The 14,818-nt window shown below is 48.6% G+C and carries 15 protein-coding genes; all 15 read left to right on the forward strand.

The window, feature by feature from the left end; all coding sequences use genetic code 11:
* Positions 1-280: 280 nt before the first annotated feature.
* The 15 genes from DPO_RS12290 to DPO_RS12370 all read left to right on the forward strand — a co-directional run bounded on the left by DPO_RS12290 (position 281) and on the right by DPO_RS12370 (position 14,687).
* Entirely contained in the window at positions 281-1,921 is a 1,641-nt protein-coding gene (locus DPO_RS12290) for a DNA primase family protein (RefSeq protein WP_236609956.1), read from the forward strand.
* Positions 1,922-2,256: 335 nt separating this feature from the next.
* A complete protein-coding gene (locus DPO_RS12300; RefSeq protein ID WP_006966272.1) occupies positions 2,257-3,615 on the forward strand; it encodes a primase-helicase zinc-binding domain-containing protein in 1,359 nt (452 codons plus the stop codon).
* 52 nt (positions 3,616-3,667) lie between these two features.
* A complete protein-coding gene (locus tag DPO_RS12305) occupies positions 3,668-4,156 on the forward strand; it encodes a hypothetical protein (protein ID WP_006966273.1) in 489 nt (162 codons plus the stop codon).
* Positions 4,157-4,162: 6 nt separating this feature from the next.
* A complete protein-coding gene (locus tag DPO_RS12310; RefSeq protein ID WP_006966274.1) occupies positions 4,163-4,906 on the forward strand; it encodes a hypothetical protein in 744 nt (247 codons plus the stop codon).
* A 3-nt stretch (positions 4,907-4,909) separates the two neighbouring features.
* On the forward strand, positions 4,910-6,952 hold the full coding sequence (locus tag DPO_RS12315; protein ID WP_006966275.1) for a terminase gpA endonuclease subunit: 2,043 nt from the start codon (positions 4,910-4,912) through the stop codon (positions 6,950-6,952).
* Between the two features lie 15 nt (positions 6,953-6,967).
* A complete protein-coding gene (locus tag DPO_RS12320) occupies positions 6,968-7,162 on the forward strand; it encodes a helix-turn-helix transcriptional regulator (RefSeq protein ID WP_006966276.1) in 195 nt (64 codons plus the stop codon).
* Between the two features lie 657 nt (positions 7,163-7,819).
* A complete protein-coding gene (locus DPO_RS25545; RefSeq protein ID WP_160166915.1) occupies positions 7,820-8,038 on the forward strand; it encodes a hypothetical protein in 219 nt (72 codons plus the stop codon).
* 2 nt (positions 8,039-8,040) lie between these two features.
* Positions 8,041-8,841, forward strand: coding sequence for a BRO-N domain-containing protein (locus DPO_RS12335; RefSeq protein ID WP_006966279.1), 801 nt, complete (start codon positions 8,041-8,043; stop codon positions 8,839-8,841).
* A 268-nt stretch (positions 8,842-9,109) separates the two neighbouring features.
* Positions 9,110-9,562 (forward strand): DUF6932 family protein, encoded by a 453-nt coding sequence (locus DPO_RS12340; RefSeq protein WP_006966280.1) that lies wholly within the window; start codon positions 9,110-9,112, stop codon positions 9,560-9,562.
* 108 nt (positions 9,563-9,670) lie between these two features.
* Positions 9,671-11,035 (forward strand): transposase, encoded by a 1,365-nt coding sequence (locus DPO_RS12345; protein ID WP_040011531.1) that lies wholly within the window; start codon positions 9,671-9,673, stop codon positions 11,033-11,035.
* A gap of 90 nt (positions 11,036-11,125) precedes the next feature.
* Positions 11,126-12,106, forward strand: coding sequence for a hypothetical protein (locus DPO_RS12350; protein WP_006966281.1), 981 nt, complete (start codon positions 11,126-11,128; stop codon positions 12,104-12,106).
* Between the two features lie 132 nt (positions 12,107-12,238).
* Entirely contained in the window at positions 12,239-12,589 is a 351-nt protein-coding gene (locus DPO_RS12355; protein ID WP_006966282.1) for a hypothetical protein, read from the forward strand.
* A gap of 6 nt (positions 12,590-12,595) precedes the next feature.
* Entirely contained in the window at positions 12,596-13,123 is a 528-nt protein-coding gene (locus DPO_RS12360) for a hypothetical protein (RefSeq protein ID WP_006966283.1), read from the forward strand.
* Positions 13,124-13,125: 2 nt separating this feature from the next.
* On the forward strand, positions 13,126-13,596 hold the full coding sequence (locus DPO_RS12365) for a hypothetical protein (RefSeq protein ID WP_006966284.1): 471 nt from the start codon (positions 13,126-13,128) through the stop codon (positions 13,594-13,596).
* Between the two features lie 11 nt (positions 13,597-13,607).
* Positions 13,608-14,687 carry an RES domain-containing protein gene (locus tag DPO_RS12370; protein ID WP_006966285.1) on the forward strand — a complete coding sequence of 360 codons (1,080 nt, stop codon included), beginning with the start codon at positions 13,608-13,610 and terminating at the stop codon, positions 14,685-14,687.
* The last annotated feature ends 131 nt before the right edge of the window (positions 14,688-14,818 follow it).

Here is a 14,818-nt window from a genome sequence, read left to right on the forward strand (position 1 = left end):
CAATCCATATTCAACCTTGCGCCCGGCACCGTGGCGCCATCAATAACGGGCCTCTTTTCTTCACCATACCTCCCTAAGAAAGGCCCGGCTGAGCCAGCCCGATGGCAAATCAGCCGCCCACACACTCCCCGCACCCCACAGCACAGTTTTACAAACCAAAAGGCAAAATCTCCCTCAAAAAGCTGCGGGTCCTTCTTAAAGATCAAAATCATAGGGTTCACCCAAGCGCGTTTGTCCTGCGACTTTGAATTTGAAAATGGGAGGGAAATGGGAAATGGCCATGGATGAACAGCAGATGAGATCAGAATGCCGGCGCCGGACCGAAGAGGAAAAGGCTGCCCTGGCGGAGGCTGAAAAGAAGGGCGGCAAGGCAGGCGGCCCCGGCCTCAGGGGAGGCGGCCGCCAGGGCGGTACCCAGGGCAACCGGCCGGTGATCGATTCAAATTTCATCATGGATTGCCTCCACCGGAACGAGCTCGGGGACGCGGAGCTGTACAAGGCCCTGTACCGGGATGACTTTGTGTTCAACAAATCCATGGACCGGTGGATGCAGTGGACCGGTCATTACTGGATTGTTGACAAGATGGACAATGCCATGGCCAGCGTGGAGGGCGTGGCCATGGTTTACCAGGATGAGGCCAGGCGGCTGGCCGGTGAGATCAGGGAGATGCAGAACAACGAGGATGAAACAAAGCACCTGGAGGCCCGGCGTGATCAGCTGAACAAGCGGGTCAGTGCGCTGCGGTCTTCCCGGCGCCGGAAAAACTGCCTCATGTTCGCGCACACCTCTGCGGATCCGCTGGCCATCGATGGCACGGAAATCGACCAGAAACCATGGCTGCTGCCATGCGCCAACGGTGTGTTGAACCTGAAGACCGGTGAGCTGGAGCCAGGCCGGCAGCAGGATTATCTGCTAAAGGCATCACCTCTGGTATGGCCGGAAGAGGGAATCAACGCACCCAGTGAGCTGTGGGAAAAGTCCCTGCATGAAATCTTTGACGGAAATGTTCATCTGGTGGATTTCTGGCGCCGGCTGTGCGGCTACAGCCTGGTTGGGGAGGTGTACCAGAGCGTGTTTGTTGTCATGACCGGCCAGGGCCGCAACGGAAAAACCATGATCATGGATATGCTGACAAAGGTCCTGGGGCCCATGGCCGGCACCATCCGCCCGGAGATGCTGCTGGACAACTTCAACCCGTCCAGCTCATCCGGTGCGTCTGCCGATATCATGACCCTGCGCGGCCTGCGCATGGCGTTTGCTTCAGAAACGGATGAGGGGCGAAAGATCAGTCCGTCCCGGGTGAAGTGGCTGACAGGGCGGGACCCGATCCGGGGCCGGAATCCATATGACAAATATGAAGTGGAATGGACCCCTTCCCACACCCTGATTCTGCTCACCAACCACAAACCGCATGCGCCGGCGGATGACTTCGCTTTCTGGGAACGGATGAAGGTGATCCCGTTCACCCTGTCGTTTGTGGACCGGCCGCCGACCAGCGAGAATGAACGCCGGGCGGATCCGATGCTTTACAAGAAACTGGAAAAGGAGCTGCCCGGCATTTTTGCCTGGATGGTGCGCGGCTGCCTGGAATGGCAGCAGGTGGGCCTGGATCCGCCGTCCATTGTCAAGGCGGCCGTGGATGAGTACCAGAAGGACGAAGACTCTGTGGGTGATTTCATTGAAGAGTGCTGCATCACAGGCCCGGGGTATTCAGTTGGTGCCACCGCACTGTATCAAAGATTCGAGGCCTGGTGGAAAGAGAACGTTTCCAACCGGATTCCAAAGCAAAGGAGGTTTGGGGATTGGATGAAGAAGAAAAAGTTTGAGAAAGTTAAATCAGGCACCATCAAATACAACGGCATCGGACTGCTGGACGGCGACGATTCGGACAGCCAGTACGGGCCTTTTCAGGGGGGTTGATCCGGACACTTGGATGGTATGGGACCTCCTAAAATGGCCGCCGGTCTACCGTCCAACAACAAACAAGGAGTTGAAAACACAATGAAAACACGCGCAGGGACACCCATAACTGGACACTTGGATGATAAACGCCAATATCTTTAAAATGTTTTTTCTTTTTTTTGTTTTTCTTTTTTTTATGGATTTAGTGTCCAACTGTCCAAAGGGAATAAAAATTCTTTTTGTTTTTAATGGGTTGGTTTGTTTGGACAGTGAAAAATCAGGGTGCCAATCTGTCCCATACTGTCCCGTTGGGAAACCACACTGGTGCAGGCAGCAGGGCAAGGGAGGTGATCATGTCTGATATCAAATCCCTGGTGGAATCTTCCGGGGTGGTGCTGCGCAAGGTGGCCACCACCAACGGCGGGGAATGGGCCGGGCCGTGCCCTGGGTGCGGAGGAACGGACCGTTTTCGTGTTTGGCCTGCTGACCGAGGGGGCCGGGGTTCTTTCTGGTGCCGGGGCTGCGGCCGGGGTGGGGATGACGTGCAGTTCCTGGTGGACTTCAAGGGGATGGCGTACCGGGAAGCGTTTTCAGCGGTGGGCCGGGACATGCCCGAGGGGTATCGGCCGGTGGCTTACCGGGCTGCGGCCACCGGGTGCCGGCCCGACCCCGACCGGTTTGTGCCAAAGGCGTATGACCCGCCGGTTGAGACCTGGCAGGCAAAGGCCGGCGCGTTTGTAGATTCAGCCCACCAGGCCCTGCTGGCCAATGATGAGGCCTTGCGGTACCTGGCCGGCCGGGGCCTGGATCTGCAGGCCGCCAAGGGATTCCGCCTGGGCTGGTTTGGCGGGCAAAACGGCAAACCATGCCTGTTCCGGCCCCGGGTGGCCTGGGGCCTGCCCCGGATATTCAATCCCAAAACCGGCAGGGACAAAATGCTGTGGATCCCCAGGGGGATTGTGATCCCGACCTACAAGGCCGGGCAGCTGTATCGGGTCCGGATCCGCCGGCCGGCTGAGGACCTCAAGACCGACAAAGACGTAAAATATTACGTGGTGCCGGGGTCGGGCATGGACCTGGCCGGCCACAATCCGGATCACCGGGTTTATGTGATCGTGGAAGCAGACCTGGATGAAATGCTCATTGCCCGCCGTGCCGGCTCCATTGTGGGGTCAGTGGCCACCGGCTCATCCTCAGCCAAGCCCGGTACCGGCATGTACTGGCACCTCCAGAATGCGGTCCGTCTGCTGATCGCCCTGGACGCGGGAGAGGACAATCTGGCCGGCGCCAAAGCGGCCCGGTGGTGGCTGAAAGAATTCCCCCAGGCCCGCCGGTGGCCCGTGCCCCTGGGCAAAGATCCTGGAGAGGCGTTTGAAAAGGGAGTGGATATCAAGACATGGATCCGGGCCGGGCTGCCGCCCGCGGTTACCATGGAGCTGGCCCGGGATGAGCGCTATGTGCCGCCTGCCGGTATGGCGCCGATTCATGAGTTGCGGTACCTGCTGGAAAAATACCCGGTGACCATCACAGCCACGCCGGAGGCGGCGGAGATCCATTTTAACGGGGTAGGTAACAAGAGCATCCGGGCCCGGATCAAGGATCTGTTCATGGGGGATGATGAGGTGCACTGGTACCTGCGCATGTTCCATCCGGATGCCCTGATCACCGGGGATAACTGCCGGGTGATCAGGCCGGCTGCGGCGGAGGTGTGATTCTGTGGAAAAGGAACCCTGCATAAACCAAAGAATACAAGGAGATCGGCAAATGAGGCTGTCAGTGCATGGATCAAGAACTCTGGAAGATGAACGTGTCAAGGTGCTGTTAATGAATGAAATCCTGGAGCACAAAATAACCATGATTGTCACCCATGCAGAACCCGGTGGTGTCTGCCAGGTCGCGCGCAAGCTGGCCAAAGAAATGGCCCTGCCGTTAAAACTGCATTTTCTCAACTTCAAATACCGGGGAGGTGCGTTTGAACGCAGGTCTAAAGCGGTGCTTAAAGACTGTGACCGCGCCATCTTTATCCATGACGGCAAAAGCAAAGGGACCACCAATGAACTGAGGCTGGCCGAAAAAATGAACAAAGCAAAGACCGTGCATGTGATGGAAAAATCCGAGCATAAAACCAGCGTCGGTTTTGGAATTGAAGAGCCCTGGGACTGGAAAGAAGATGATCAGGATGATGAAGGGCCGTCTTTGCTGAGTGAAATGGTCGATGTCTCTGAAGAGGAATTTATGGACCTGGATGAATAACAGCAAATGAAAACTGAAAAAACAAAACTGAGTTTTGAAGATCTTCTGGCAGCGGCAACAAAAGCGGAATCTGTTGAGCTGAGGGTTTTCAAAGCGGCCATTACCAAAACCCTGAAAGCCTACCAGGAATCTCCCACAAAGGCCAACCAGCAGAACTATGAAGCGGCCAGGGAAGCATATGCAGAAAAAAAACAGGCCCTGGAGGAGAAGTATTTCAGAGGCCCTGCCGGCCAGGCGTTCCCCAGCCTGTTGGATGCCTGCGAACACCTCAAAAAAGTGGGATACCGGATTTCAAAAAGCAAGATTTACCGGGACCGGGACAAAAACTTTTTCAAGGTCAACCCGGACGGGTCCGTGCCCGAGGCGGAGCTCCGGGCCTATGCAGCCGAGCACCTGCCCAAATCCCGGGCCAGCCTCAATGACCTGGACGATATTCATGCCGTTAAAACAGCCAGGGAAGTGGAGCGGCTGGAAAAGCAGAATGAAAAACTGCAGTTTGAAATGGACCGGGAGCGGGGAAAGTACCTGCCCAGGCGGGACTTTGAGGCGGAGCTGGCAGCCCGGGCCGTGATTCTGGAAACCAGCCTCAAGCATCTGTTCAACACCCGGGTGGGAGAATGGATTGCCCTGGTGGGCGGGCATCCGAACAAATCCCCGGATCTTTTGCAGGTGCTGCACAACAGCCTGGAAGAGGAGTTGAGCAATTATGCCAGCACCCAGACCTTTCAGGTAATTTTCACGGAGGAGTGATCAATGCAGTTGTTTAAAAACACGGAAAAGGATCCATCGGTTTTTCAGGTCCCGGGCCGCCCGGCATGGTGTCCGGAATCGTTGTGGGCAACATTGGTCGGCCTGATGGACACGGGCCGGCTGAAAACCCTGGTGCAGTTCAGCAAGGCTGAGCGGCGGGTATTGAAAAAGCGCCGGCAGATCCCGCCGTCGGTCTGGGCGGAAAAGCACCGGGTGCTGGTGAAATCCGTTCTGCCGGGGCTGTGGAAAAACAGTGTCACCCCATACCTTGTGGGGATCATGGATGCAGCGGCCCTGCCGTTCGTCCGGGAGGTGATTGTGTGCAAGGCACCCCAGACCGGTGTGTCGGAAGGGGCTCACAACTTTATCATGTCCCGGGTGGATATGGCGCCCGGGGATGTGCTGTATGTTTTTCCGGATGAATCCACGGCCCGGGGCAATGCAAAGGACCGGGTGACCCCGGCCCTGGTGAACTCCACCCGGCTGCGGTCCTATCTGACCGGCCAGGAAAAGGACCTGTCATCGGACCGGATCAACCTGCAGCACCTTACCATCTATTTTGGCTGGGCCGGGTCTGTCAGCTCCCTGGCAAACAAGCCGATCCGGTATGCAGTGGCTGATGAGATCGACAAGAAAAATTTCGGGGATGCCAAACTGGAGGCTTCCCCGCTGGATCTGATCGACAAACGCCTGAACACGTACCGGTCCATTTCCAAATACATCAAGATATCCACGCCCACCATCGAGTCCGGCAACATCTGGCAGGAACTGACAAACAACACAGATGTGATCTTTGATTTCCATGTTCGGTGCCCGGAATGCGGGATGCTGCAGCTGATGACCATGGAGCGGATCCAGTGGCCCGGCGGAAGCAAGGCAGATCCCAGGGAGATCAAGAACAGGAAGCTGGCATGGTATGAATGCGAGGGATGTGCCGCCAGGTGGGATGACAACACCCGGAATGCAGCGGCCAGGTCAGGAGAATGGATCGCCCGGGCCCCGAATCCGCCGGTGTCCATTACCTCATTTATGGAAAAGTTCCGGCCGGCCAATGTCGGGTTTCATCTGCCGGCCTGGGTCAGTTATTTTGTGTCATTGAGCGAGTGTGCTGCAGCATTCCTGCTGGGGCTGTCCAGCAAGAAAAAGCTCAAGGATTTCCGGAACAGCTTTCAGGCCATGCCCTGGGAAGAATACGAGGTCCTGGCAAAACAAGAAGATGAAGATGTGCTCAGGTGCCGGGCGGACCTGCCTCCCCAGGTGGTGCCGGCCAGTGCGGTAGCGCTGACAGCCGGGTTTGACCTGCACAAGACCGGGTTTCCCTATGTGGTGCGGGCCTGGGCAAAGGATTACACCTCCTGGCTGATCGATTACGGCCACCTGGGGACCTGGGAGGACCTGGAACAGATGCTGTTCGAAACGGTCTGGCCGGTGCAGGAATCGGACAGGAAGCTGCGGATCTGGCGGGCCGGCCTGGACACCGGCGGCGGAAAGTACAAAAAAGATGTGTCCTCCACAGAGGAGGCCTACCTGTGGCTGCAGAAAAACATGGGGTTTTCCCGGACCTGCCGGGTGTGGGGGATCAAGGGGTCATCCAATCCGTTGCCCGGCAAGCTGAAAATGGGATCTGTTCTGAACAAAACCCCGTCCGGCAAAGCCCTGCGCATGGGCATGCGCCTGGTGCTGCTGGACACGGACAAAATGAAGGACATGTTTTACGAGCGCATGGCCAAGGCCCTGGCCGGCGAGGGCGGCGGTGCCTGGCTGCACAAGGAAACCCAGCTGGACTATGCCCGCCAGATCACGGCCGAGGAAAAGCAGGTGAATGACAAGGGTGTGGAAACCTGGGAGCCGGTGCGGCATGACAACCATTATCTGGACTGCGAATGCATAGCCGCTGCCCTGGCAGACTGGGAATGGCCGGGCGGCGGTGTGAACCTGCTGCCGGATCCGTTTGCAAAAAAACCTGAAACCACAAACCCCGGGCAACCCGCAGCCACCGGCCGCACAGGACCCAGAACCCGGCCGTCATGGTTCGGCAGCCGATAACACGCGGGAGGCGAAATGGAAAAAAAGGACAGAATACTGAATGTTGAACAGGTCCGGCAGGCACTCAAATGCAGCCGGGCCCATGTGTATAACCTGATCAACACCGGTGTGATCGATGCCTTCCGCATCGGTTCCAGGAATGGGTTGCGGGTCAGGGAGAGTACAGTGCAGCGGTTCATCGAGGAGCAGGAAGCCAGGGAAGGGGCCTAGGTGTATAAATGTTCTTAGATTCAAAATGGCAAAAATGCCCGTGCGGTTATGGTCCTGGGTGGTATTGCAAAGATTTCCCCGGTGGAAGGGACAGTTCCCATGAATATAATCCGGATGTGGACCTGGAAACAGCAACCGGGGAAGCATATTACACCCGCCGGGCACCGGGCGTAATATTCGGGCACATCTGCGGTGCCTATGCAGAGGCACATCTGTGTGAATACGGCCCGTCGGAATTAACCAGGATCAGGTTTAAAAAAAAGCGGTTTACATACAAACAATACGAGTCCCGGCAGGCTGCGTTTGATGCGGCTGCAAAATGGATTGTGAAAAATGTTGAACAGAACATTTTCAGGCCAGGGGCCAACTGTGTGAAGGCGGTAAAGACAGGGTGATTTTTTTTATTGACAGCCTGACGGGAGGTATGGCATGGTAAAGATACTACTACAACTAGCGGAGCACCGCGCCCGTCAGACAGCGGTTTTTTTGTGCCTGATCCTTTTCTTTTCCGGATCGGCAGACATGATACAGCCAGTCTATGGCGGGTCGATAGGGCCGAATACAATACCTTCGGGGAATAAGCCCAGCCGTCTAGTTGCGGTAGTTGAGACCCGCCACTCATATATGGCGGTTACTAAACAACTAGGAGAATTTATCATGTCTGAAACTACAGGCACTGACTTCGGTGTATCCGTTGCATCCCATTGCCGCACGTGTCCTTTAATCAACACTTTACCCATGAAAGAAAGTGAGCTTTGCTTTGTGCTGTCTTTGAAGATGTGCCAGACGGCTCACGGGCTTACCGATGAAATGGCGGAGTCACTTTCCCGCCTTTATTTTGAATCCAGAAGTGCTTTAATGACGGAAGGAGTCTGATCATGGATAACAATGCAGTGATGCCGTTCAGTTTTGGGGATCAACTGGTTCGGGTGGTAAAAGATGAAGAGGGCACACCTTGGTGGGTAGCCAGGGATGTGTGCAAAGTTTTGCGGCATAAAGATGTGAACATGGCAGTCAAAAATCTGGATGATGATGAAAAGCTGATACAAACTTTATTTGTATCAGGTCAAAACAGACAGGTGATTACCATCAACGAATCAGGATTATACACCCTCATCATCCGGTCCAACAAACCCGAGGCCAAAACCTTCCGCCGGTGGATCACCCATGAGGTGCTGCCGTCCATCCGGAAGACCGGGGCTTATGCTATGCCCGGGATGGAACAGGAAGGATACATGGCCGGGACCGGGGCCAGGAAATCCGGCCACCTGTATTTTCCCATGGCCAAGCTGGTGGAAAGCGCGGACAAGTACCTGGAGGGCCGGGCCGCGCTCAAGGCCCTGCACTATTTCACCGGCATGCCGGTGGATGACCTGCTGGAGGAGCTGGAGAGCAAACAGCGCACCGCCAAGGCCGGCACCCTGGACGGCGCCCGGGACCTGGTGGAAGATTTTCTGGCGGATTGCTGTGACCTGTCCGACGCGCACCGGGTTCCGGCATCCGACCTGTACCAGGCATTTGCCGACTGGACCCGGGAAAACGGCGTCATGAAGGTGATCACCAAAAAGCGCTTCGGCCTGATCCTGGGCAACAGCTTTGACCGGATCAAGAGCGGGAATATTTTTTACATGGGGTTGCGGTTGAAGGAACATGAGGTTGCCGGGTTTGAAGCCGGATAACAAAATCCGCTCGCATGAAAGGATTGGAAGGAAGGGTACGAATAAAGTTTGTACCCTTTTTTCTTTCCAAGCGCCAGTTTTTTTGGACAGGTGGCTTTTTTTAAAAGTCCTTTATTTTAATAACAAATTTATGCTATTGGTTTCACCAGATATTATTTGAAGACAGGTCTGGATCTTTTTCAAATCGGTTTGATATTCAGTCAATAATCCTATCAATAATAATGATAAGCAGATCTGTTCACCAGTTTGTAGGCCAAAGAGGATGCATATGTTTGATGAAAATGGAAATCTTCCACCAGGATTTCATGATTGGTCTCTGAGCGAAATTAAAGAAAATTTAGTAAAAAATTTTTCCTCAGACTCAAACAGAGGTAAATTATTTTCAGGATATTGTCGTTTAAGGGATGAAATGATTTCAATTGATCTCCAATTCGAACATTGGATTGATGGTAGCTTTTGTACACAAAAAATCAAACCTAACGACATAGATATGCTTTCGATAATTCCAGCAGAAAACATTGAAAAATTAAATTCAACAGAGAAAAATAAGTTAGTGAGTTGTGTTAACGGGCCTATATCAAAAGAGCAATATTGCTGTGACTCATACATGTTAGCTGCTGTTCCTGAAAATCACCCGAATTATCAATTGTTTCATAAAATGCATATGTACTGGTATGGTGAATTTGGGCTTGATAGACCAGCCCTTTCAAGGTATTACTAAAGAGAAAATCACTAAATGAATTGCATTCAGAAAATAAATCTAGACATTTTTGATTCTAGCAGATACAACCAGGGAAACAACCTGGACCTGTATCTCAAGGAGATCAAAATGCTAAACACAGTTTTTGAACAATTCATCAAAGAAAGTCCTGTCTCAGTCATTTCCCGCAGTGCCATGGAACGGATTTTCAATCCCGAACAACTGGATCAATGGTTTGACAGTACCGCCAAGGAACAATACACAAAGGACCTGCTTTTTTCCAGTGTTTTTGACATCATGTCTCAAGTGGTTTGCAAGAACCGGCCATCCGTAAATGCCGCCTACCAGGCGAGCAAAGACCAGATAGGGGTTTCGATCACATCTCTTTACAACAAGATCAATGGGATTGAACCTCACACTTCAGCGGAACTGGTTCGATATGCTGCCCAGGAAATTTCTCAGATAATCGAAGGCCTCGGCGGTACAAAGGCATCACCGCTGCCGGGATTTCGGGTCAAGCTTCTCGATGGCAACTGTATTGAAAAAACACATCACCGTATAAAAGAACTCCGAACACTGGCAGCTGGTCCATTGCCGGGCAAATCTCTTGTTGTATATGATCCATGCCTTTGTCTTCCTGTGGATGTTTTTCCCTGTGAAGATGGTCATTCTCAGGAGAGATCTCTTTTGTCAGACGTATTGGAAACTGTCACACTCGGAGATGCCTGGGTGGCTGACCGGAATTTCTGCACACTGGAATTTACTACAGGTATCGCCTCAAAAGATGCTTTTTTCGTTATCCGGGAACATAAAAAATATTCCTGGAAAACTCTTGGAAAAGAGAAACATATTGGTGATATTGAAACCGGAAAAGTTTTTGAACAACCGATTTGTGTAATCGATAGTTCCGCTAAAGAGCATACGTTCAGACGGATAAGAGTCCAGTTGATCTCAGAAACCCGTGATGGGGACAGTGAAATTGCCATTATTACAAATGTTCCTGAAAAGGGAGCGAGTGCCACGACAATTGCCGATGTTTATAGAGGTCGGTGGACAATCGAAACAGCGTTCCAATATCTGGCGGACTATTTGAATTCTGAAATCAACGCTCTTGGATACCCGCGTGCAGCCTTGTTCGGATTTTGTGTTTCCCTGATAGCCTATATGGTGATTGCAACTGTAAGAGGGGCTCTTGCCAGTATACACGGTGCTGAAAAAATAGATGAAGAAGTCTCCGGGTATTATATTGCAGATGAAATTTCAGCCACATTCAGAGGCATGATGATCGCCCTGCCTGAAAATGAATGGCACTATTTTCGAACGCTCTCTGTTGCGGAGTATGTGAATTTCATCCAAGATCTTGCAAGGCAAATAAAACTGTCAGCGTATCGAAAACACAAACGGGGACCCAAGAAAGCAATGCTAAAGCGGAAGCACATGAAACAATCGCCTCATGTCTCTACTGCCAGGATTATTGCTAAAAGGAAAAAATGAAAATAAGTACAACCTTGAAAGGGCTGGGCTTGATAGACTTAATAGACCAAAAGGAATCGTAAGGAATGTTTTTGAGGAGGAGAGTGAATAATGACAACTCTCTGGCATGGTATATCAGAAATTGAAGCTAATTCACAAATTAATAGATTGAGTGAATCTATAGAAAGAATAGAGGATTTGATAAAAGAAGGGGCAAATGTTCTTAAGGAAAACCCCGAAGATATTGCACTTGAATTATCAATTCGCAGCCTTAAGGCAAAACATTCTCAGCTTCACACGAACATGGCTGAAATTATGCGCCACCGTGTAGCCGAATCAATTGAATTATCATTAAAGGGAGAAAAATATTCAAACCATACAGCTGACTTATTATCAATCAGTCAAATACTAAATATTTTTCAAAGATTAATAAGTAGTATTGCGCAAACTATTACTAAGGGGCCTACTGAAAGAGGACGAATAGGCGAAGAATTGGAGTATTTGTCAAGATTGAGATTAGTCAGAACTTATTCTTCCTCGTTCGGAGTTGAAATTCAGATAGATACGAATTCCGATATGTTTGGTGACAGCATAGCTTTGACAACCCTAAAAACCTTTTTTTCTTTATTAAATTCTTTTGATAGCAAACAAGGCATTTTGAATCGTTCTGGAAGTCTATCAGGAAGGTCCATAGCTCATTTCCGTAGATTTTTTAAGTCCTTAGTTCTTCAGAAAGCAGCCCCGAAGCTTTCTTGGGTGCAACCTAACGGTAGTGCGAAGTGTTGGGAAGCGTCGCTTGACCGATTGGCAATTGCTGCTTCCAATATTGAAGGTATACAAAAAGAAACTTCTGAGGATGTCGAAGTAGAGGGCTTCCTTGCTGGCGCAAGCTTGTTGCGGAGCAAGTTCGATTTTATCTCAACCGATAACAGAATTTATTCTGGAAGAGTATCGAACCAAACCAAAAACCTTTTGGAAAATTATTTTGCAAAACAATGTAAGGCAACTATAGAAATCGCTATCAATACTGATAAAGTTACAAATGAAGAAAAACAGTCATTTGTTTTGAAAAATATTTCTGACATCAATTGATCAATACCAAAGTATTGACTTCCAGCCCAGGTAATGTGTTCATAAAAAAATTGACATTTGTATTGACCGACACATATATTTGAACTATAGAAACCTGAAGATCTTTCATTAATCTCGAAAGGAGATCTTTGAATGGCAGACAAGCAGAAACAAACGGTCACGTTTGAATATATAAAATCCTGTGATTATAAAGTGTATCGAATCCATGGGGCTGTTGCTGGGGCGAATGCTTACGGGGATTTGATCATGAATCTTTTCAGTGAAAGAACAGCCATTCCAAATAAAACCACCCATGAAATTCAGGAAAACGGTCAGTTAAACCCCCGCCCCATCAAAGAAGAGAAAAAAAATTCCGTCATAAGGGATGTTTTATTTGGCATTTCCCTGAATGCTGAAACAGCAAGATCCCTGGGTGAATTTTTTATTGACAAGGCCAATGCACTTGAAAAAGATTTTCCTGATAAAAACAAGGAAGGTGAATAATACCTTATGAATGCACTTAGCTACAATTTGGCAAGCAGCAGATCTACAGATATGGGGCGCTATCATACTCGTGATTTGGGTGGGGCGTTTGTTGTTAGTTATGTTAAAGACTATTGTAATGATATGCTTGCCAATGATGCTACATTTCCTAAGACCAGCAAGCGGTCAATAAAAATCCAGCAACTTGATTATTCTTTGCATAACAATACGTCTGCTTTGGATAAAATAATCGACAACTTTGATTTGATTGATACCGGTGCAGTTGAGCTTTTCTTAACAGAACATCCGGAAATAATACCGACGGTTAATGAATCCTTTTATAAAATCAAAGAATATTTTCCTGAAGATATCAACCTCACTCTGGAAATTTTTACAGATCCGGAAAGCAGCCAGAAAAGTCTATTGCTCAGAATTTTTTCCAAACTCCCCGTTGAGGAGGCCATGGAAAAATTGGAAGCGTTAGATAGAAACTGGTTTTTGGAAAAATTCCTATCATCGGACAATCTTTTTTCCATTACTTTAGATTTTGAATAATCATGGCATTCAATTGGGAGCATTTTTTAACAGTCGCAGATTATTTGCGGAATAATTGCGGCAATATAACACAAATAGATCGTGAAGCTGCCTTTCGAACAGCGATCAGCAGAGCGTATTATGCTGCGTACAATACAGCCAGGGATTACGCAGAAAATAATTTGGGTGGTATCAGAAGTTCCGGATCAGGAAGTCATGACAATCTGATAAGTACGTTTATACATTTTAAAGATGACAATCAAAGTTATGGAACAATAGCGCTGAATTTAGGGCGGGTGAAAGTTCACAGGGTCGATGCTGACTACAAACAACGCTTTAAAAATAATCAAAAACCAAGTTATGTGGCTCACTTGGCTGTTAATTTTTCAGATATCATTATCAAAGAAATAAAGCATCTCGAATCTGCTAGGGAAAGTACGATTTATTCAAAAACTGTAGTCAATAAATTATACTCAGATAATTCAAACAAATAAGAACAAGCCCCATGGAACGACTTTGTTGTATTGATTGTTTTACTTACAATTCAGTAAAAAAATATATAATAGAATCTGGTTTAGGCGAAAACTATTGTGATTTTTGTCAAAAAAAGAGCCCTTATTGTATTGAACCAAGCGAATTGGCAGATATGTTCCATTGTCTGATTGATTTATATGACGATGTTAATGATTTTTTACCGACATCTATACTTGAAGGATATGAAGGATATACTATCGTCGAAAGACTACTTCAAGAATGGGAACCATTTACAATTGACACTTTTGATGCAGCTGAAGATTTGCTAAGTTCAATTTTTGGACGACCACATATAAAATATGGTGGTGGAATTGATACTGACTCCTGGGTTGAAAACAAAGATGAATATTGGGGAATTTCAGAGGAGTTTAATACGAAATTAACAAAAGAATGGGAAGAATTTTGTGATGAGTTGATATATAAAAACCGTTTTTTCCCTTCTACTTGTCCAAATTTAAAAATGCTTTGCAGTTCTAATATCTTAAACACATGCTATCCTAAAGGCCAAAAATTTTATAGAGCAAGAGTTTGTAGAGAACCTAAAAAAATTGAACCTAAAAAAATGGGAGCACCTCCTATCAATTGCAGTAAGAACGGAAGGGCTAACCCGAAAGGGATTCCATATTTATACTTGGCCTCTGATTTATATACCGCAATCTATGAGATTCACCCAAATATCAATAGCTTCATAACAATTGGAGTTTTTAAAGCAATTGATGAACTTTCAATATTTGATTTAACTAGTCCTAGGATAGAGGATCCATTGGTACATGGTTATGATCTTGCAAATATTATTCAAAATTTAGCGTTCTTTAGAATGCTCGGAGATCAATTGTCTATTCCTATTGATAAAGAAAATACAGATCTACAATACATTCCTTCTCAGTATTTATGCGAATTTATAAAAAATGAAGGGTATGATGGAATTGCATACAAAAGTTCAATTGGGAAAGGACACAATGTCGCTCTTTTCCAAAACACCAAAACTAAATGTACACGCTCGTACCTTTATAAAATTGATGCTAACCCTGAAAAAATTAATAAATATTAATTGGTTATTAATTTTTTGTAAATGAAAAACTCGTGCATGTATCTTCCCGCTTACCGATAATGTTGACTTACTCTATCGGAAATGTCTTTAAAAATGGTTCTGCAATCTCAGCGTGGCATCCTGTATTTGAA

Source organism: Desulfotignum phosphitoxidans DSM 13687 (assembly GCF_000350545.1).
Taxonomy (GTDB): domain Bacteria; phylum Desulfobacterota; class Desulfobacteria; order Desulfobacterales; family Desulfobacteraceae; genus Desulfotignum; species Desulfotignum phosphitoxidans.